This is a genomic window from Haloterrigena turkmenica DSM 5511 (assembly GCF_000025325.1).
In the GTDB taxonomy this organism is placed as follows: domain Archaea; phylum Halobacteriota; class Halobacteria; order Halobacteriales; family Natrialbaceae; genus Haloterrigena; species Haloterrigena turkmenica.
This window is the reverse complement of record NC_013743.1, coordinates 2,409,489-2,429,454: the sequence shown is the minus strand read 5'-3', so window position 1 is coordinate 2,429,454 and position 19,966 is coordinate 2,409,489. Positions and strand designations below refer to the sequence as shown.

Here is a 19,966-nt window from a genome sequence, read left to right as displayed (position 1 = left end):
CTCGACATCCGACACGGCTCCCGGGTGCAGTAACCAGCCCTGCATTCGTCGCTCGTACGGACTGTGTGAGAGTGGGATCGGTGCGATCAGGGCCGTTATCGATCGCGTGCGGCCGGAAGCGTCATCGAGAACGTCGCCCCGTCGCCGGCTTCGGAGTCGACCCAGATCTCCCCGCCGTGGCGCTCGACGATGCGCTCACAGAGCGCGAGTCCGATGCCCGTCCCCTCGTACTCCTCGCGGCTGTGCAGTCGATCGAAGACGGTGAAAATTCGCTCCTGATCCTCGGGGTCGATCCCGATCCCATTGTCTTCGACTGAGATCACCCACTGCCGGCCCCGCCGACGGGCGTCGACGCGGACGCGTGGCGATCCCTCGCCGCTGTAGATGATCGCGTTCGACAACAGGTTCTGAAAGAGCTGCCGTAACTGGTCAACGTCGCCGTTTACTCGGGGGAGGTCCTCTGTCGTGATCTCGGCGCCGCTCTCTTCGATCTGTAGCTGCAGGTCGCTCCGAACGTCCTCGAGAACGTCGTTCAGATCGGTCGGCTCGAACGGGTCGCCCCGCGTCTCGACGCGGGAGTACTCGAGCAGCCCGTCGATCATCGCGCGCATCCGGTCGGCGCCGTCGACCGCGAACTCCAAAAACTCCCGGCCGTCCTCGTCGAAGGCGTCGGCGTACCGACTTTCGAGCAACTGGAGGTAGCTGGTGACCATCCGCAGCGGCTCCTGGAGATCGTGGGAGGCGGCGTAGGCGAACTGCTCCAAGCGCTCGTTGGACTCCTCGAGTTTCCGCTGATACGCCCGCCGTTCAGTGATGTCGGAAATGGTGACGACGCCGCGGGTCACGTCTCCGTCGGCGTCCCAAACCGGCATTCCCTCCGCCTGAATGATCCGTCGCGCACCGTCGACGGTCTCGATTTCGTAGATGTCGGGGTCGGTGACCTCCTCGCCCTCCAGCACTCGAGACATCGTCCACTCCTCGGGCTCGACGGGCTCGTCCGACTCGGCCCACCACCCCGTGTACCGTTCGTATTCCGCGACCGACTCGACATCGAACACGTCTCCGCCCCAGATCTCTTTTGCCGTCTCGTTAGCTTCGACGAATCCCCCGTCGCTGTCGGCGACCACGACACCGACGGGAAGGATTTCGAACAGCGTCGCCAGCTGCTCGGTGGTCTGCTCGAGTCGCAACTCGGCGCGTTTGCGCTCGGTGATGTCAGTGAGCGCGCCGGGGAACGTCATCGCCTCGCCGTTCTCGGCGCACTCGATGTGGCCGCGGGCGACCACCCACCGGAGCTCGCCGTCGGCGTCGCGGACGCGGTACTCCGACTCGTACTCGCCACAGGTTTCGACGACCTCCTCGATCTCGGCCGCGACCCGGTCGCGGTCGTCCTCGTGGACGGCCTCGACGAACCGGTCGAGTGAGACGCCGTCACGGGCCGCCTCCGGGTTCACGCCGAACGTCCTCGCGAACGACGGTCCCACGATCATCTCGTCGGTCCGAACGTGCCACTCCCACGTGCCGACCGCGCCGGCCTCGGTCGCCGCTTCGAGCTGGGACTTCGTGTCCTCGAGTTCGCGTTCGTGCTCCTTCCGCTCGGTGATGTCCATCGCTTCGCCGACGATACGGAAGACGTTCCCGTCGTCGTCGTAGACGGGAACAACGCGGTCGTGGATCCACCGAACGTCGCCGTCGGGTTGCACGATCCGGTACTCTATCACGTGGGGTTCCTCGACCTCGGTCTCGAGCTCCGACCGCAGCAACTCCCGGTCGTCCGGATGGACGGCGTCGAGTAGGACCTCCGGGTCCTCGTACAGGCGTTCCCGATCGCGGCCGTAGACCTCCTCGAAGGCCGAGTTCACGTAGATCGTCTCCCGCATGTCGGCGGTCGACATCCAGACGACCTGATCGAGGTGCTCGACGAGCTGACGGAACGTCACCTCGTTTCGGCGTCGCCCTTCCGCCTCTACACGCCCGGTTCTGTTCCCGTCGCTCGTCGGCTCGCTGCGCTCTTGGAGGACGCCGACGGACCCGTGGACCTCGTCGCTGAGCGGGTGCACCCTGAGTTCGCAGCGGATCGTCTCACCGTCGGCGGTGTGTACCGCGGTTTCGATCGTTTCGTTCCGCCGACCCCCCGTCGTACGGAGTTCGGAGAGCTCCCGTTTGACTCGCTGCCGATCGGTCTCGTCGAACACGAGGGAAACGTGCTCCCCGAGAAGGGCGTCGCGCGCGTAGCCCGTCAACTCCACGAACCGATCGTTGATCGTGACGAACCGTTCGGCGGCATCGAGCTGATACACCCCGTCATCGATTTCGTTTACGAGCGTCTGATACCGCCGGAGAGCCGTCGCTTCGTTCGCGTCACCTCCGTTTCTCACGTCGTCCGCTCGGTCGCCCATGCGAGGGTAGTCGTCCGCTACTCGAATAAGTATCTCGTACGCTCACAGACGATCGGAACCGTCCGATGGAATACTTCGGATCGCTCCGGTAGTAAATAAGTCGTAATTCTCGGACACCCCGCCGAACGAGAACCGCGTCTCCGGCGGATTCCGAACGAAGGGGGAAACGAGTGATTGAACGCAGATGCCTGGTTCGAGACCGGTCGATGCCTCGCCGTCGGAGAATTTCGACCGCGATGACGGTCACTCACGAGTACCAGTAGGGTAGGGTGTTTTCACCGTGCGTGTCGTTCCCATTCGCATGGGTATCCGTACTGCGATCGAACACAACCCGCTCGTCACGGCGGGGCTGTTGTTCGCCATCGGCTGGACCGTCGTGATCGGGGCCCGGATCGTCGATCAGATGGGACCGATCATCGGTGACAACTGGGTCGGCCAAAACGGCCTCGGGGGCCTGATGGGGTTGCTCGTCATCGTCGCGTTCCTCGCCCTGTTGATCGCCTCGTTCGGCGCGCTCGGCGAACCCGACCCCGCACCGGAGGAGTGGCCGCCCGAGAGATGACCGACGACCGACTCACCGTCCCCGTCAGCGACCGGTTCCGCGAGGCCGCGGCCGACTGGGGCGATAACCGCCTCATGGACGAGGACGACGCCCTCGAGACCAAGGCCGAACAGGCACTGCTCGAGATCGAACACCTCGTCGCCGACGCGACCGAGGTCGAGTTCGCCGTCGAGGATGGCGCGATTCACCACTATCCGAGCGACGACCTCGCGGCTTTCCTCGAGAAGCAGGCCGGCGCGTACGGGCTCGAGCCCGCGGACGTCCTCGCGATGCACGTCGACCTGTTCGCGCGAGCGTTCCTCGAGGGCGAGGAGACGGAGTCCGCGGATCCGGACGATCCGCGCCCGTGGTGATCGACGACGCCGCCCGAACGTGTGGAGTCAACCGTCGAGGTGCCGACCTGTACGCGAATCGCGGGAAAGCTATAATCCCGTGGCTAGTGAACGTGTGTCTATGACGCACACCGACTGGAAACCGAAGCCGGCCCTCGAGTGCTCGTGCGGCAGGGAGGTGTGGGATCACGAGGCGCCACACCGCATCAACGACGGCGAGGTCGACGGGGACGTTTCGTTCAGCGACGAGGTCCTCGAAGGATTCCGGGACGAAGACGACTGATCGCGTGCGGTTCGATTCTGCGGTCTCGTCAGTAGCCAGTGACGTCGTCGAAACAGCTGCCGCACCGTTTGATCACGGCCGACGTCTGGACCGTCTCGTCGGAGACGACGCGGGTGCGGTCGTGGGTCGCGCTCACGAGCGAGCCGCACGCCGTCGCGCGGGCGCTCCCATCGTCGCGCGGTTTGTGTGCGGTGTTCGTTTGCGGGTTTAGTATGCGAGTCACGACGATAGCCACGCGAGTTCCGTGCTTAATGCTAACACCCACATAGTTGGTGTATGTCGAGCCGAACACTCAGCGCTCGTGACCAGTCTCGGCGTGAGTCGGTTGCGAGCGACCGATTCCGCAACGCGGTTCCGTACTCAGGCCGTGCTCATCGCGATCTCCTCCTCGAACGCGACGGTTCCCTCGAGGATCGAAGCGACGGCCTCGTAGAACCGCTCGTCGGTGGTCTCGCGAACGTCGGCGGCGAAGGCGGGGATCCACTCGGAGAGGTGTTCCTCGTGGAAGACGCGCTGGTAGCCGACGGTCTCCTCGTAGCCGGCCCGCTGCTGGCGGATCAGATAGCGGAGGAAAGCGAGTTCGACGGCGACGTAGTCGTTCTCCTCGGGGTACTCCTCGGGCGGCGACCAGCCCGCGGCGCCGTAGCTGGCCTCGACTTTCGCCAGTCCCGCGCCGCGGAAGTCCGTGTCCTCGCGGTAGTAGGTCTCGTGGGGGAGGATCGGCGGTCGCGGGCCGACGAACAGCCGGGTGAACTCGCGCTCGAGGTCGTCTCGAACGTCCTCGACCTCCCGATCGCGGTTCGCCTCGATGAACGACTCGAGGGTCGCGAACCCCTCGTCGAGTTTCTCACCGGCGCCCTCGTCGGGTAACAGGACGTCTTCCGAGAGAATTGCCTCGACGAACGCCTCGCTGGGCACGTCCGCGAACGCGTCGATCAGGAAGTTCACCAGCTCGAGCCGTGCTTCGTATAGCGCTTGTTGGTTTACACTCATGACTGTGGGTCGATCGTGATCGTCAGTCGCGATTAGCCGTTGCCGCGGTCGTAGAGCAGTTGCGCGCGACAGTCGCCGCAGTACTCGAAGACGCTCCCCTGTGCACCCGGCACGAGTCCGGCGACGGCGTCGCCGACCTCCGACTGGATCTTCCGTGCGGTGCCCTCGCTCGCGAAGGGCTTCCCGCAGCGATTGCACTCGCGCATCTCGCCGTCGTGGACCGCGACCCAGGCGGGATCGTCCGCGTCCGGGCGGTTCTCCGGCAGCAGCGTCAGGTCGAGGCCGTCGCGCATCGCGATTACGTCCTCGACGCAGCCCTCCTCGCAGGTGCCGCAGTTGACGCACTGCTCGTGGTTGAACTCCAGCGTCGCCGTCTCCTCGTCGCGGCGAATCGCGTCGGTCGGACAGAGGTTCGAACACGTGGGCGTGAGCGTACAGCCGTCGCCGACCTCCATCCGGCCGAAGTCCTTCAGCCCTCGAATCACCTCGCGGTCGGGGTCGACGTGCTCGAGGATCGCCCGGACGCTCTCTAACGTCCAGCCGTGGCTGTCGAACGGCGGGCTCTCCCTCCCGTCATCGATTCCGCCGGTGGCCTCGTACTCGCCGGCCGAAATTGGCGAGGGCTCGAGTTCGACGGCGAAGGTCGAAATCGCCTCCACGAAGGCGCCCGGCTCGTCTGGATCCGGCGCGAAGAACGCGAACCGGTCGCCGAGCTCGAGGTCGCTGCTGGCCCGGTTGAGGCGCTCGACGAGGTCGGCCTTCGGATCAGGGCCGGAGTGCAGGCAGTCGCCGCCGCAGCCGACGACGGCGACGCCGTCGGCGCCGCAGGCCAGCGCGTGCATCGCGTGGGCCTCGCCGACGGTATCGGTACAGTTCACGCGCACGGGGAGGATCGGCGGGTACTCGACTGCGGCCTTGCCCGCGGCGGCCAGACGGCCGTACTCCGCCAGCGCGTCGTCGGCCTCTTCGGAACAGACGAACGCGACGATGGGCGATTCGACGTCCGAACCCGAGCGGTTCAGGAGCCAGCCTCCTTCCTCGTCGGTCGGTCGCAGCAGGGCCTCGACCTCGCGGGCGATGCGCTCGTTCGAGGGCTCGCGCAGCCGCGTCGCGCCCGTCGGACAGGCGCTGGTGCAGGCCCCGCAGTTCTGGCAGGCCTCCTCGTGGAACGCGACCTCGTCGATCCGCGAGCGCTCGACCGCGTCGTGCGGGCAGGCCTCGACGCACTCGTTGCAGCCCGGCTGGCTCGAGTCACCGGCCGCGCAGACGTCCATCTCGAGATCGAGGTGAGCGGGCTTTTCGATGCCGCCGAGGTGCTTTCGCACCGCGGAGATCGTCGCCGCGTCGATCGGCGCAGTGTAGAAGCCGACGCGGCCGCCCCGAGTCTCTCGGTTCGCCGCAGGGTAGACGATCTGGTCGAACTCGAGCGTCCGCTGGACGCCGCTCATCTCGATCGCGTCGGTGGGACAGACGTCCGTCCACGCGCCGTCGGGTGCGTCGGGGTCGATATCAACCGGATAGCGCGTCACCTGCCCGTCCGGGCCCTCGCGGACGCACTTCATACAGGAGATACACTCCTCGGTGACCTGGGACTCGAGACGGACCTCGAACTCGCCGAAGCGGCCGTCAACGTCGACGACGCGCCCGCGTTCGATGGTCACGTCGTCGAGCGCAGCCGCGCTATCGACGTACTCCTCGCCGTCGGCGATCAGCGTCACGTCGGCGTCGTCGGCGAGCGCCGCGGCGGTGTCGGGATCGGCGACGACCGCGACGCTGTCGCCGGCCGCCGCCGTGAGCGTTCGCGACGGGGACTCGGCCTCGAGGCCGGCCTGCCGGGCGTTGACCATGCGGGCGGTCTTCGCCGTCGCGCCGGCCTCGTCGTGGACCCAGCCCGCACCCTCGCGCTGGTCGACGAACGAGACGGCGTCGGGGTGGACCCCCTGCGCTCCGGCGACGCGCTCGAGTTTCCGCTGGACTCGCCGCTCGGGGCAGGTGACGATCAGCTGGTCGAGGTCGTACTCGTCGATCACCTGTTCCATCGCGGGCAGGCCGTCCTCGCAGAGCAGCCGCGAACTCGCCGCGACGTCGACGCCCTCGACCCCCTCCCGGGCCGCCTCGAGGTCGATGTCACACGTGTCGGCACAGGAACAGACGAAACTCCCGACCTTCATCCTGTCTTGCTATCCCATGACACGATATGAACGTTGCGCCGAGTAAGCACGCGCTTCTCACGTCACGTCAGAATAAACGAATCATATCCCGCACCTGTTCGAGTAATAAACGAATAACCTAGACGAACGATAAATTCCGACGTTCTGACTCAGGCAAATATTGATAGTGGGTACCGGGGAAGGCGGTACCATGGGTGTACGTAGCACGACACCGAACCGACGGGAAGGTGCACTTGCGATCGTCGCAGCAACGGGCGTGATGCCATGAGCGCGGCGGACGAGCCGGTCACGATCGACCTCGACCGGCGCTCGTTCATGAAGGCCAGCGCGCTCGCCGGCGGGATCTTTCTCGGCGGGGGCGTGACGGGCCACGTCCTCGGCACCCAGGAAGAACAGGAGGACGACGGCGTTCCAGAGGGGGAAGAGACGGCGAAGGTGATTTGCAACTACTGTGCCGTCGGCTGCGGGTTCAAGGCCGTCAAGGACGGCAACTCCTTCGTCGCTCAGGAGCCGTGGTTCGAGAATCCGATCAACAACGGCTCGCTCTGCTCGAAGGGTGCGGGCATCCTCGAGACCGAGCACTCGCCCAAGCGGCTGAAACACCCGATGCGAAAGGAAGACGGCGAGTGGCGGCGGGTGACGTGGGACGAGGCCTACCAGGAGATCGTCGACACCTGGGAGGAGACCGTCGAGGAGTACAGCCGCGAGAGCGTGATGCTTCTGGGCAGCGCCCACCACTCGAACGAGGCGGCCTACGCCAGCCGGAAGCTCGCGGCGTTCATGGGGACGAACAACGTCGACCACCAGGCGCGGATCTGCCACTCGCCGACCGTCACCGGGCTCGCCAACACCTGGGGGTTCGGCGCGATGACGAACACGATCAACGACTACCGCAACTTCGACCTGTTGATCATCCTCGGGCAGAACCCCGCCGAGTCCCATCCGATCGCGATGCAGCACATCCTCGAGGGACAGGCGCGGGGCGGCACGATCGTCTCGATCGATCCCCGGTACACGAAGACGTCGGCCCACGCCGACTACTTCCACCGACTCCGGCCGGGGACGGACGTCGCGCTCGTCTTCGGCCTGCTCAACTACGTCCGGGAGCAGGATGGGCTCGACGACACGTTCCTCGGGGACCGCGTGATGGGGTGGCCCGACGTCGAGGCCGAACTCGATCAGTACGACCTCGAGACCGTCGCAGACATCACCTGGATCGACCAGGAGGATCTCGAGGAGATCGGCGACCTGATCGTCGAGAACTCGCCCCACATTCAGGTCGAGTGGGCGATGGGCGGCACCCAGCACAACAACGGCACCCAGAACATTCGCTCATACGCCCTCTTTAGCCTCGCGACCGGGAGCGCGGCCCGATCAGGCGGCGGCCTGCAGGTCATGCGCGGCCACGCCAACGTCCAAGGCGCGACCGACCTCGGCGTCGACGCGAGCATCCTGCCGGGCTACTACGGCGTCGACGCGCCCGGCTCGTGGGAGCACTGGTCGTCGGTCTGGGATCAGAGTCCCTGGACCAGCGGCAGCATCTCTTTCGAGGACCTCTACCGGAACTTCGAACGGATGCCCAACGAGATGTGGGCTGGCCTCGAGGTCCCCGCCTCAGTCGAAGAGGGAGAATCCGACTCGGAGGACGAGGGCGAATCGCCGAACGGCGGGGAGCAAGGCGGTGGCGATGGTGACAGCGAAGGCAGCGAGGACGAGGGGCTCCAGGAGGACGCCCCGCTCGAGGAGCCGGATCCCCAGTCGATGATGTTCCAGCGCGGGCTGACCGTCGCCCGCTGGTACGAGGCCGCGCTGGGCCAGGAGGACCGACTGCTCGACTCGAACCTCTATCAGCCGAACCCGCTGAAGATGGCCTTCTTCTGGGGGCACTCGGCGAACTCCATCAGCGAGATGGACAAGATGAAACGGGCCATGGAGGCACTGGACCTGCTGGTCGTCGTCGACGTCTTCCCGGCGATCTCCAGTACGCTGCCCGACGACGCGGACGTCCTCCTGTTGCCGGCCTCGAGTCAGTACGAGCACGTCCGGTCGGTCACGAACTCGCATCGGTCGGTCCAGTGGAGCGAGGCCGTCGCGACGCCGGCGCACAACTCCAAGCCCGACCTCCAGATCATGCAGGAACTGGCCGACTACATGGGCTTCGGCGAGCACTTCGACTGGGGGTCCGGCCCGGAGCAACACAACGGCCGGAGCTCCTACGAGGAGGCGCTCCGGGAGATCAACCTCGGAGTGCGCTCGATCGGCTACCAGCAGCCACCGGAGAAACTCCAGCAACACCACGAGTACGACTGGGCGTTCAGCACCGAGGACCTGCGGGCGGAGAACACCGGCACGCCCGTCGACGGCGACTACTGGTCGCTCCCCTGGCCCTACTGGGGCGGCGACCACCCCGGGTCGCCGATCATCTGGACGAAGGAGGCCGATCCCCGCGACGGCGGCCACGACTTCCGGGTAAATTGGGGCCAGCAGGCTCCGACGCCCCAGGAGTGGACGGAGATGGACGTCGACAAGGAGTACCCCCTGCAGGAGACCGTCGACCAGCAGGGGGAGGACGGACTGGACCTGATCGCCGAGTCGTTCGAGGCGCCGTGGTGGGACGGCCAGGAGATACAGGGCGTTCCGTCGTATCCCGGCTACGCGACGATTCTGCCCGACGATCCCACCGAGGCCTCGAGCCAGACGCTGCCGGTTCAGGCCGCCCTCGACGAGGACGTGTCGGTGTACGAGGCGGCTCAGGCGGTCAACGAACAGTACGGCGATCAGGTGGACGTCGATCCCGCGGAGTTCGAGGAGTACGACGCCGCCCAGCCTGACCCGCCGACGGGGCGCGGAAAGGCCCGGGCGGTCGTCTGGAACTTCATCGACACGGTGCCGGTCCACCGCGAGCCCGTCGAGAGTCCGCGACCCGATCTGGTCGAGGAGTGGCCGGCCAACGGCGAGCAGACCAACTTCTGGCGACTCGATCAGAACAACGCGAGCGTACAGGAGCAGGCGACCGCAGCGGTCCACACGGAGCTCGGCAGCGACTTCGAGAGCGGCCGGACCGTGATCATGACGTCAGGGAGACAGGTCGAACATCAGGGCGGCGGCGCCGAGACGCGGAACAACAAGTACACCGCCGACCGGCAGCCGCACATGTACGCGGAGATCAGCCCCAGTCTGGCCGAGGAACTCGACGTCGTCGGCGGCGACGATCACGTCGTCGTCACGTCGGCCGACAAGGGGTCGATCCTCGTGAAGGCCAACGTGACCAACCGCGTCAACGACGAGGAGGTCTTCCTGCCCTACCACTGGGGCGGGGTCTTCCACGGCGAGGACAGGACGCCGAACTGGCCCGACGGCACCGAGCCGCTGGCGATCGGCGAGAGCGCGAACATCATCACGCCCAGCGGGTTCGACGCCGAGACGCAGATGCAGGAGACGAAGTCGGGCGTCGTCCACGTCCAGAAGGCGACCCAGAGCGTGGTCGACGACCTCGACATGGAGTTCATCGACTACCCGCAGGACAGCAACGGCCTCGGGAGGCAGAAGCAGTACGACGTCCGCGAGTGGGACATGGAGAACGGCGGTGAGCAACTATGACACAGGACGAATCCTCCGGCCAGGTGATGAGTCAAGGCGTCATGAGCACCGGCGAGGGGATGCGGATCTTCCCCGACGTCGAGGCGTGCATCGACTGCGGCGGCTGCGTCGTCGCCTGCAAGCGCACCTGGGACCGAGAGATCGACAACCAGCGCATCGACATCACGACCATGGCCGAGGGCGTCGCCGGCCCGCAGGGCGAGAACGCCGACAAGACCGGCCGGCTGGCCGCGGGGGAGAACCCCGGCGAAACCAGCCTGCCGATGCAGTGTTACCACTGCGAGAACGCGCCCTGCGTCTCGGTCTGTCCGACCAACGCCCTCCAGAAGGAAGACGACGGTTTCGTATCGGTCCACGAGGACCTCTGCGTCGGCTGCCAGTACTGTCTATCGGGCTGTCCGTTCGGCGCGCCGCAGTTTCCCGACAGCAACGACGGCGCGGCCCAGATCTTCGGCACCGGCGGCATCATGGACAAGTGCACCGGCTGTCGCGAACGCCAAGAGGTCCAGAAGGGGCCGGCCTGCGCCGAGGAGTGTGCGACCGACGCCATCCTCGTCGGCGGCGCCGGCGAGATCGCCGACGAACTCGAGGCCCGCGACAGCCAGCCGTTCTTCAACGACGAGGCCATGGCGATCATCTTCGGCGAGGAGGACGCCCAACTGTTCCAGTGACCATGAGCGACGACCGATCAGCGGACACACACGACCACGCAGGCGACGATGTCCGGGCCGCGAGGGAGCGCGAGCGGACGACCGATGCGGTCGATCGGGAGGCCACCTCGAGTGCCCGGAAACGCGAGGCACAGGATGGGGTACCGTCCGACGAACAGCGAGCGGACGCCGGGCCCGGCCCGGCCACCGGCGAGGGGAGCGGCGGTGACGGCGACGACGAGAGCGGCGACGGGGGCGGCGGTCGGTCGGGCCGAATCGCCTTCTGGCTCAGCGCCCTGTTCGGCCTCGCGCTGGCGGTCGGCGCGGCCGCGTTCGTCACCGGGCGCGCCCCGTTCTTCGAGGACGTCATGCGGGTTCGCCCGACCATCGAGGGCGGCGGCGTCGGCGCCGACTGGGTCGTCGGCAACACGGGTCCGATCCTCGAGGCCGCCATCACCCTGGTCCACCTGGCTGACGTCGTCATGGGGATCTTCATCCTCCTGATGGTGTTCATCCACTGGGCCGCGTTCCGCCGGCTGGCGACGCGGATGCGCCCACCCGCGGGCTCGAGTCGCGCCAGAGAGAGCGCCGCGGCGACGGACGGGGGTGAGCCGAACGCAGTGAGGCGAACGCCGGAAGACGGCGAATCTTTCGGAAGTGAGCGGTCCGCAGGACCGCGATCCTCGTCAGACCGAAGGTCTGACGTCGGTGAGCCGAACGCAGCGAGACGAACGCCGGAAGACGGCAAGTCTGGCGATGGCGGAGGTGATCACCGATGACGAACCTCGATCACGGGAAGTTCTCGCGGGTGACGACGATGTTCCACTCGCTGCTGGCGCTGACGGTGTTCATCCTGTTCTTCACGGGGTACGCCATCGCCTTCAATACGGAGCTGTGGTGGCTCGTCGAACTGATGGGCGGCAACCAGGGCGTGCTCTCGATCCACCGGCTGGCCGGCTTCGCGCTGATCGCGTTGACCGGGTTCTGGGTGCCCTACATGCTGCTTCGATCGGCCAGTCGGTCCAACTTCCGGTCGATCTTGCCCGCTCCGTCCGACGTGACGGCCTTCGTTCAGGACGTCAAGTTCGCGCTGGGACGGGCCGACGAGCGCCACCCGGCGGCCCGCCAGTTCGCGGGCTACAAGGCCGACGAGGTGCCGCTGATCTCCTACATCGGGAAGGGCGTCATCTGGATCTTCACCGTCGAGTTGCTCTTGTTGATGCTCTCGGGGCTGCTCATCTGGCGCAAGACCTGGCTGATCGACTTCTACGACTCCCAGTCGGTCGTGATGGCCTTCGTCGCCTTCCACGGCCTGCTCGGGGTCATCATGCTGATGGGCGTGATGTTCCATACCTTCGAGCACGGCTTCCACCCGGCGTTCTACCCCGTCGAGATGAAGGCGTTCCTGCCGAAAGAGCACACCCCGAACTTCCACGGCGATCCGGACGACCACGAGACGACCGGGATCGAACGCCTCCGGCGCAAGTCCTCGTGGCGGTGGGCGACGAACGTGATGGGCGTGCTTGTCGTCGTTGGCATCGTCAGCGTGATGATGGCCAGCCTCGAGTACGGCGGCTACCCGGTGCCGGACTCGCTGGTGTTCGACGAGGGGAGCGTCCTCCGGACGATCGGCATTAACATCGGAATCTTCGTGCTGCTCGTCGGACTCGTCCTCTCGGTGTTCGGCAACGTGCTTCGGGCGCGGTACATGCGTCAGCGCCGGGAGCGGGAGCGACCGACCGAACGGACGCCCGCCGCGGACGGGAGCGGGTCGACTCGCGACGACGGCCCCAGCGAGGCCGACGACTGACCGCAGTGGTCGGTTTTCCGCTCGCTCGAGTTACACACTCGAACGCCCTGACTCGAGTCGATAGTCGACGGTTCGAGCCCGTTCCCCGCTCGAGTCCGTCGGAAATCCGACGCCTCCGCGGGGGATTTACGTCGCTTCGCGTCGTATGCTATCTTATGGCAGACCTCCTGTACTCGATCTACGCCGTGGCGGTGCTCCTCGTCGCGGTCGGTGGCCTCCTCGGGGTCGTCTTCGCGACGCCGGACGTCACCGACGACGGTGGGTACCGGTACGAGGCGCTGGCCGTCGTCGCCGCCGTCTTCGTGCTGGCGATGGTCGGCGGGTTCCTGCTGTAGCGACCGTCTCGACCGGCGAGAGGAGTCGCTCGAGTGAGTAGCGAAGCGACGACTTGAACAGAACTCTAGCTTTATCAAACGGTATAGGAGAATACCTTGAGACCTGACTCTGAGGATGAATCCGCTAGGCAGAACAGATATAATCCATTAAGTAAAAGTATTCTTAACTAACAGATAGCGTGGAACATAGTCACCGTTACCATGCTTATCCGAGTGACGAGGTAGCGGCGGCTGCTGAACATCACCTCGATGTTCATCGCCAACTCTACAACCACGTTCGATGGGACTACACTAACAGTCCCGAAGACGACAAACCGCGCGAGTACGACCAGAACAACAAACTCCCCGAGTGGAAGCGCAAGTGCCGATGTTTGCGGAAATCCACTCGAAAGCCGCACAAGCCACCGTCGCACGCTTCCACCGCAACCTCTCCAATCTTCGCAAGAAGAAAAAGAAAGGATACAACGTTGGTCGTCTCAAACGGCAATCTCCATCCGAGTACCGAAGCATCACGTATAACCAGTCAGGTTTCGACCTCGATAACAAGAGGGGCCGAGACGGGTTCGCCTACGTGCGCTTCAGCAAAATCGGTTGGATGAAGATACGCTATCACCGTCAACTCCCCGAACACGCTTCTATCAAGGAAGTCACGTTCAAAAAGGAAGTGACTGGTGAGTGGTTCGTCACGTTCAGTCTCGAAACCGACGACGAACACGTCCCAGAGAAACCCGATGTGGACTCGCTCGATGCGAGCAACAGTGTGGGAATCGACCTCGGCATTCAGAACTACATCCACACTAGCGACGGCAAGACCGTGGACTGGCTCGACCTCGAAGACAAGTACGAGCGACTCCGCCGCGAGCAACATAAGTTGTCTCACAAGGAGCAAGGGTCGAACAACTACGAGGAACAACGCCGGAAAGTGGCAAAAGTCAAGCGACATATCCGTCGGAAGGTGCTGGACTACCAGCACAAGATAACGACGTGGCTCGTCAAAGAGTACGATGCCGTATTCGTAGAAGACCTTAACGTAGCTGGGATGCTCCAACAGAACGGGAACGCTCGGAACAAGCAGGATGCAGCGTGGCGACAGTTCATTACACTTCTCGAATACAAGGGCAATCTGTACGGCACGCACGTTGTGCAAGTGGCTGCTCATGGAACAACGAAAGAGTGCGCTAAGTGTGGTGTGGAGACAGCGAAACCTATCTGGGTGCGTGACCACTCGTGCCCGTCGTGTGGCTTTGAAACTGATAGGGACGCGAATGCGGCGTTGAATGTGCTACAGAGAGGCTTTTCTGAACTAGGGCTGGGATGGCCCGAAGACACGCCTGTGGAGACTGCGACCGCTACGGACACGACTCAGTTTGAGTCCGTGTCTGCAAGTCGCGTCATCGAAGCAGGAAGCCTCGGGGTCGTCCGAGACGGGAAGCCGTCTTGTGATGACGAGAGAGTTTCGCTCTCTCGAACCAATTGACGCTGAGGCGCATTCACTTCACAACGTTGTATCCAATCTCTTTGATATACATTTACAATGTTGTGTGTACATTCCCCGGTATGGAGTACCACGACTCAGAGACGGCGACGGCGATTGCGGGTCGCGTAGCGGACTTCATGGACGAGGTCGTCATCCCGCGCGAACGCGAGGCACTCGCTACCGGCGAGCAGATCTCGATGGCCGAGATCGAGGACCTGTGGGAGCAGGCCAGAGAGCGCGACCTCTTCGCGCCGCAGGTCCCCGAGGAGTACGGCGGGCAGGGGCTGGACTTCAGCGACATGCTCCCCTCCTTCGAGCAGGTCGGTCGCTCGCTGATCGGCGCGCTCGCGATTCGGGCGAACGCGCCCCAGGAGGGGAACATGCACACCCTCGAGATGGTCGGCACGGAAGAACAGAAAGAGGAGTACCTCCGCCCGCTCGTGCAGGGCGAGCTCTCCTCGGCGTTCGCGATGACCGAGCCCAAACAGGGCGGCGGATCGGACCCGAAGATGCTCCAGAGCACGGCCGTCAAGGACGGCGACGAGTGGGTCGTCAACGCCCACAAGTGGTGGACCTCCGACGGGCTGGACGCCGACTTCTACCTCGTGATGGCCCGGACCGATCTGGACGCCCATCCCTACGAGGGCACCTCGATCATCCTCGTTCCGCGAGACGCCGACGGCGTCGAGGTCGTGCGGAACGTCCCCCACCTCGGCGGCCATGGCATCACCGAGCGCGAGGGCGGCCACGCCGAAGTGAAGTTCGACAATGTTCGCGTCCCCGTCGAGAACACGATCGGCGAGGAGAACGAGGGCTTTCGCATCGCTCAGATGCGCCTCGGCGGCGGCCGACTCACCCACTGCATGCGCTACTCCGGGATGGCCCAGCGATCCCTCGAGATCGCGAAGGCCTACCTGCAGGAACGGGAGGCCTTCGGGACGAAACTCGAGGACAAACAGGCGCTGCGCCACCGGATCGCCGACGCCGAGACGCGCCTGCACGCCGCCCGCTGTATGGTCCGCCACGCCGCGCGCGAACTCGACCGAAGCGACGCCCGTATCGAGGTCGCGATGTCGAAGATGTTCACCGCGAACGTCACGCAGGACACCATCGATCTCGCCCTGCAGTGCTGTGGCGGCAACGGGATCGGGAAGGACCTCCCGATCGCGCACTTCTACGAGAACGTCCGCGCGTTCCGGATCGTCGACGGTGCCGACGAGGTCCACCGCCGCTCGATCGCCCGCTGGGCCTTCGACGACGTCGACGAGACCGAGATCGAGAACGCGCTGCAGTTCGACGAGGACCTGCGCATCGACGCGCTCGACGAGTAACGGACGCCGTACCGTTGGCAGCGTTTTTCGTAGGTATTAGCTGGGTTCAGTCCGTCCATGCTGTGGCGCGCACTGTCGGTCGACCGAACGAACGTGAGGGCGACCGACGACAGTGCGCAAGGGATGAGGACCGCAGCGACTTCGGGGAGCGAGGACCGCAATCGGCTGGGGAGGGAGTGGCTACTCCTGTTGCCACGATAGCAGAGTTCCGACCGCGAGACTTCAGTCGCTGGTTTCAGGCCAGTAGATCAGACATCTCGAATCACTACCTCGTATTTCGACGACTCAGACCCGTTCGATGATCGTCGCGATCCCCTGCCCGAAGCCGATGCACATCGTCGAGAGCGCCCGCTGCTGGCCCGTGCGCTCGAGTTCGTGCGCCAACTTCGTCAGCAGCGCCGCGCCGGTCGCCCCCAGCGGGTGGCCGTGGGCGATGGCGCCGCCGTTGACGTTCACCTGTTCCCAGGAGACGCCGGTCTCTTCGAGCCACGCGGCGACGACCGAGGCGAAGGCCTCGTTGACCTCGAAGAGATCGATGTCCTCGAGTTCCAGATCGGTCTTCTCGAGCACCCCCTCCGTGGCGGGGATCGGTCCCGTCAACATCGTCACGGGGTCGACGCCGACGACCTCGGTCGCGACGATGCGGGCCATCGGCTCCCACCCGTGTTCTTCAGCGGCCGCCTCGCTGGCGATCAGCAGCGCGCTCGAGCCGTCGACGATCCCCGAGGAGTTGCCGGGGTGGTGAACCCCGTTTCCCTCCTCGCGGAAGGACAGCGGGAGATTCGAGAGGGTCTCGAGATCGGTCTCCGGTCGCGGGTGTTCGTCCTGCTCGACGACGGTCGTCTCACGGGTCGCTTCGCTCCCCGTTCGATTCTCCGAGTCGCTTCGCGACTCGCCCTCCCCGTCCAGTTCCGTCTCCACGGGAACGATCTGGTCGTCGTATCTCCCCTCCGCCCAGGCCTCGCCCCAGCGCCGCTGGGAATCGACGGCGAGTTCGTCGAGCTCCGCGCGGTCGAAGCCGTACTCCTCGGCGATTCGCTCGGCGCCCTCCCCTTGGTGGGTCAGTTCGTCGACGTGCTCGAAGTAGGTGTCCGTGACGGCGCCTTCGCCGTCTACGCCGTCGGCACCGTCGGAACCGAGCGGGACGCGGGTCATGTGCTCGACGCCGCCGGCGACCAGCACGTCGTGCTGACCGGCCATCACGTTCGTCGCCGCGAAATTGACCGCCTGCTGGCCGGAGCCGCACATCCGGTTGAGCTGAACGCCGGGAACGCCGTCGCCCCAGCCGGCGACCAGCGGCGCGATGCGGCCGATGTTGAGCCCCTGCTCGTCGATCGGCGTCACGCAGCCGTAGATTACGTCCTCGATCACCTCGGGATCGAACCCGGCTCGCTCCTCGAGGACCTCGAGCGGTTTCGCCGCCAGATCCTGCGGATGGGTGTCTCGAAGGGAGCCGTCCCGCTTGCCGAACGGCGTCCGGACCGCGTCGACGATGACCGCGTCGTTCATGTGGCACCATCACACGGCGAACGGGATAGTCGTTCCGCCCGGCTGAGAGCGTCACTGCCGCTCGAGATGTTCCCCGTCACTCAGACGCTCCTCGAGCGACTCCGTGCACTTATTTGGGGCTCAGTAGCGATCATCGGGTATGGACGACGATCTCGACGCGGCCCGAGTGGCGTTCGACAGCGAGACGGGCGTCGGCACGGTCACGATGAATCGGCCGGACGCGCTCAACGCGCTGAACGACCAGCTTCGGGCGGACATCATCGCCGGCCTGCAGCGTCTCGAGGCCGAAAACGAGGACGCCGACGGCGTCGCGCTGCGCGCGGTCGTCCTCGAGGGCGCCGGCGAGAAGGCGTTCTGTGCCGGCGCGGACGTCGGCGGCTTCTCCGAGGAGTCGGCCGGCGCGAGTTCCGAGCGAGGCCACTACGAGTTCATCCGAAACTTCCCGGCGCCGGTGATCGCGAAGATCGACGGCTACTGTCTCGGCGGCGGGCTCGAGACTGCGCTCGCCTGCGACTTCCGGCTGGCGAGCGAGTCGAGTACGCTCGGCTTTCCCGAGGTCAACCTCGGGCTTCTCCCCGGCGCCGGCGGCGTCCAGTACGTGACGAAGCTGGCCGGCCCCGCGGTCGCGAAGGAACTGGCCATGACCGGCGAGTACATCTCCGCCCAGCGGGCCGCTGACGAGGGGATCATCAATCACGTTTACGACGACGACGAGTTCGACGAAGAGGTCGACGCGTTCGTCACCGACCTCGCCGGCCAGGCGCCGCTGGCCGTCCAGGCGATCAAGGACTCCGCGCACATGGCCGTGCAGTCGGGACTCGAGGAGGGGCTGCGCTACGACAATCGACTCTTCCGGGAACTGCTCGAGACCGAGGACCACGCGGAGGGCGCGGCCGCGTTCGACGAGGACCGCGAACCCGAGTTCGAAGGAAAGTAGCTACTCGAGACGCCCATTTTACTCCACGCTCAGCGCGGGGAATGGCGTGCAGTGGCGGTGGTGCGCGCTGAGTCCCCGGCCCGGAGCGATACGACTACATCGTTCCGTCAGTCCCACTCCTCACCGATACCGCGCAGCGAGAACGGTCCGACGGGGAGGTTGTATCCCTCCTCGAGCGCTTTGTCGACCTGCTCTTCGGTCGCGATGCCCTCGTCGACGATCTTCTGGGCCTCCTCGCGCATCGCGGCGTGACAGCGGTTGGCGATGAAGCCGTAGGAGCCGGGGTCGTCGTCGATGGTGACGCTGGTCTTGCCGAGTTCGTCGACGAGCTCCTCCGCCCGCTCGACGACCGCCTCGTCGGTCTCGGGGGCCTGAACGATCTCGACCATCGACATGATCGGTACCGGGTTGAAGAAGTGCGTGACGGCGACGCGGGAGGGGGCCGAAACGGCGTTGGCGATCGACGTCACCGAGAACCCGCTCGTGTTCGAGTACAGCGGCTGGTCGTCGGTGACCTCATCCAGGTCGCGGAAGACCTGACCCTTGATCGCGAGGTCCTCGGTGACGGCCTCGATGACGAACTCGGTGCCGACAGTCGCCTCGTCGAGGTCCGTCGTGAACGTCAGCCGCTCTAAGACCGACTCCATCTCGTCCTCGGAGAGATAGCCGCCCTCGACGGCATCCTCGAGGCCGTAGTTGCCCGACACGACGCGTTCGCGGGCCTCCGTAGCCAGTTCCTCGTCGATCTCGCGAACGCGGACCTCGTAGCCGTTGCGGGCCAGTACCTGTGCGATGCCGGCGCCCATGATACCGCCGCCGACGACGGCCGCCGCTTTGTGATCCATGATATCATAACCCACACAACCTTCGATAACAGTTTCGATCGGTTCAGTCGGTCGTGCTTAGTTCGTCGAATTGTACCGGACGGCAAAGGCTTGGAGCCACGATTCGGCTGTTGACGGTTTTGCGTGGCTGAAACAGTTTGAGAACGAAGAGAACCGTCAATTTATATCACTAAAGATACGTTCAGCAGCGTTCCGATTCTATGTTTTTCGTATCGAAATCGGAGCCCGGATCGACGGAGTGCAGTCTGGAGATGTTTCGATCCATCGACGAGGAACACAGCAGCAGCAAGATCATGTTTCGCCGTGAGTTCTTGCAGGGATCGTTCTGTCAACGCGGTCGCAGTCGTTGAATACAGCCATGTATGGAGTGTTTTGTTCGCTTGCGGATCAACCGCAGTGTACAGCCAATAGCGGTGTTCGTCACGTTGAATCACCGTCTCGTCAAGCGCGACGTGATTCGGGCTCTCGTCAGCTGCCGGCTGTAGATCGCACTTGTGAACCCAATCGTGGACTGTCTTGCGACTGCGGTTGACACCGAAACCCTATAATTTCCGAACTGTATTTGAAAGCGAGAGATACGCGAGATAGAGTCGAATACCGAGCTCCATCAACTGACGCGGTGTCCGTTCTCGCTCCACAAAACTCAAATCAAGCCAGTCACTACACCCACTGATTCGGTCGATTCTTGGCATAGAGCACCACAAAATCGCACCGCCTCGCTTTTCACGCGTA

The 19,966-nt window shown here is 64.9% G+C and carries 16 protein-coding genes and 2 pseudogenes; 11 read left to right on the top strand and 7 right to left on the bottom strand.

The genetic code is table 11. The annotated features are described in order from the left end of the window. Positions 1-95 precede the first annotated feature (95 nt). On the bottom strand, positions 96-2,399 hold the full coding sequence (locus HTUR_RS11630) for a PAS domain-containing sensor histidine kinase (RefSeq protein ID WP_012943520.1): 2,304 nt from the start codon (positions 2,397-2,399) through the stop codon (positions 96-98). A 301-nt stretch (positions 2,400-2,700) separates the two neighbouring features. Between HTUR_RS11630 and HTUR_RS11625 the strand changes: the two genes are divergently transcribed. The 3 genes from HTUR_RS11625 (at position 2,701) to HTUR_RS27380 (ending at position 3,576) form a co-directional block, all read left to right on the top strand. Continuing rightward, complete coding sequence (locus HTUR_RS11625) at positions 2,701-2,961, top strand: hypothetical protein (RefSeq protein WP_012943519.1); 261 nt, start codon at positions 2,701-2,703, stop codon at positions 2,959-2,961. Next, positions 2,958-3,314 carry a hypothetical protein gene (locus tag HTUR_RS11620; RefSeq protein ID WP_012943518.1) on the top strand — a complete coding sequence of 119 codons (357 nt, stop codon included), beginning with the start codon at positions 2,958-2,960 and terminating at the stop codon, positions 3,312-3,314. Before HTUR_RS11625 ends, HTUR_RS11620 begins: the two co-directional genes overlap by 4 nt. A gap of 100 nt (positions 3,315-3,414) precedes the next feature. Further along, positions 3,415-3,576 (top strand): hypothetical protein, encoded by a 162-nt coding sequence (locus HTUR_RS27380; protein ID WP_012943517.1) that lies wholly within the window; start codon positions 3,415-3,417, stop codon positions 3,574-3,576. A 28-nt stretch (positions 3,577-3,604) separates the two neighbouring features. On the opposite strand, the gene HTUR_RS11615 is transcribed toward HTUR_RS27380, so the two are convergent. The 3 genes from HTUR_RS11615 to HTUR_RS11605 all read right to left on the bottom strand — a co-directional run bounded on the left by HTUR_RS11615 (position 3,605) and on the right by HTUR_RS11605 (position 6,740). Further along, positions 3,605-3,799 carry a hypothetical protein gene (locus HTUR_RS11615; protein WP_226377442.1) on the bottom strand — a complete coding sequence of 65 codons (195 nt, stop codon included), beginning with the start codon at positions 3,797-3,799 and terminating at the stop codon, positions 3,605-3,607. A gap of 137 nt (positions 3,800-3,936) precedes the next feature. Next, positions 3,937-4,569 (bottom strand): TorD/DmsD family molecular chaperone, encoded by a 633-nt coding sequence (locus tag HTUR_RS11610; protein ID WP_012943515.1) that lies wholly within the window; start codon positions 4,567-4,569, stop codon positions 3,937-3,939. Positions 4,570-4,601: 32 nt separating this feature from the next. Beyond that, positions 4,602-6,740, bottom strand: a complete 2,139-nt coding sequence (locus HTUR_RS11605; RefSeq protein ID WP_012943514.1) for a hydrogenase iron-sulfur subunit — start codon at positions 6,738-6,740, stop codon at positions 4,602-4,604. A 264-nt stretch (positions 6,741-7,004) separates the two neighbouring features. Here HTUR_RS11605 and HTUR_RS11600 point away from each other — a divergent pair, with 264 nt between their 5' ends. The 7 genes and pseudogenes from HTUR_RS11600 (at position 7,005) to HTUR_RS11570 (ending at position 15,943) form a co-directional block, all read left to right on the top strand. Beyond that, positions 7,005-10,340, top strand: coding sequence for a molybdopterin-dependent oxidoreductase (locus HTUR_RS11600; RefSeq protein ID WP_012943513.1), 3,336 nt, complete (start codon positions 7,005-7,007; stop codon positions 10,338-10,340). After that, positions 10,337-11,011: a 4Fe-4S dicluster domain-containing protein gene (locus HTUR_RS11595; RefSeq protein ID WP_012943512.1), complete on the top strand. Its 675-nt coding sequence runs from the start codon at positions 10,337-10,339 to the stop codon at positions 11,009-11,011. Before HTUR_RS11600 ends, HTUR_RS11595 begins: the two co-directional genes overlap by 4 nt. Positions 11,012-11,013: 2 nt before the next feature. Next, on the top strand, positions 11,014-11,769 hold the full coding sequence (locus tag HTUR_RS11590) for a hypothetical protein (protein ID WP_012943511.1): 756 nt from the start codon (positions 11,014-11,016) through the stop codon (positions 11,767-11,769). Then, positions 11,766-12,800: a cytochrome b/b6 domain-containing protein gene (locus tag HTUR_RS11585; protein ID WP_012943510.1), complete on the top strand. Its 1,035-nt coding sequence runs from the start codon at positions 11,766-11,768 to the stop codon at positions 12,798-12,800. The genes HTUR_RS11590 and HTUR_RS11585 overlap by 4 nt, the downstream gene beginning before the upstream one ends. A gap of 155 nt (positions 12,801-12,955) precedes the next feature. Continuing rightward, positions 12,956-13,135 (top strand): hypothetical protein, encoded by a 180-nt coding sequence (locus tag HTUR_RS11580; RefSeq protein ID WP_012943509.1) that lies wholly within the window; start codon positions 12,956-12,958, stop codon positions 13,133-13,135. Between the two features lie 179 nt (positions 13,136-13,314). Then, positions 13,315-14,612: pseudogene (locus tag HTUR_RS11575) on the top strand (RNA-guided endonuclease InsQ/TnpB family protein). 80 nt (positions 14,613-14,692) lie between these two features. Next, positions 14,693-15,943, top strand: coding sequence for an acyl-CoA dehydrogenase family protein (locus tag HTUR_RS11570; RefSeq protein ID WP_012943508.1), 1,251 nt, complete (start codon positions 14,693-14,695; stop codon positions 15,941-15,943). Positions 15,944-16,228: 285 nt separating this feature from the next. Here the strand turns inward: HTUR_RS11570 and HTUR_RS11565 are convergent, their stop codons facing one another. Then, on the bottom strand, positions 16,229-17,452 hold the full coding sequence (locus HTUR_RS11565) for a thiolase family protein (protein ID WP_012943507.1): 1,224 nt from the start codon (positions 17,450-17,452) through the stop codon (positions 16,229-16,231). A 139-nt stretch (positions 17,453-17,591) separates the two neighbouring features. On the opposite strand from HTUR_RS11565, the gene HTUR_RS11560 reads away from it, so the two are divergent. Beyond that, positions 17,592-18,389: an enoyl-CoA hydratase/isomerase family protein gene (locus HTUR_RS11560; protein ID WP_012943506.1), complete on the top strand. Its 798-nt coding sequence runs from the start codon at positions 17,592-17,594 to the stop codon at positions 18,387-18,389. 107 nt (positions 18,390-18,496) lie between these two features. On the opposite strand, the gene HTUR_RS11555 is transcribed toward HTUR_RS11560, so the two are convergent. Both HTUR_RS11555 and HTUR_RS25555 read right to left on the bottom strand, forming a co-directional pair. After that, positions 18,497-19,234, bottom strand: a complete 738-nt coding sequence (locus HTUR_RS11555) for a 3-hydroxyacyl-CoA dehydrogenase family protein (protein ID WP_012943505.1) — start codon at positions 19,232-19,234, stop codon at positions 18,497-18,499. A gap of 57 nt (positions 19,235-19,291) precedes the next feature. Continuing rightward, positions 19,292-19,926: pseudogene (locus tag HTUR_RS25555) on the bottom strand (IS6 family transposase). Between the last annotated feature and the right edge of the window lie 40 nt (positions 19,927-19,966).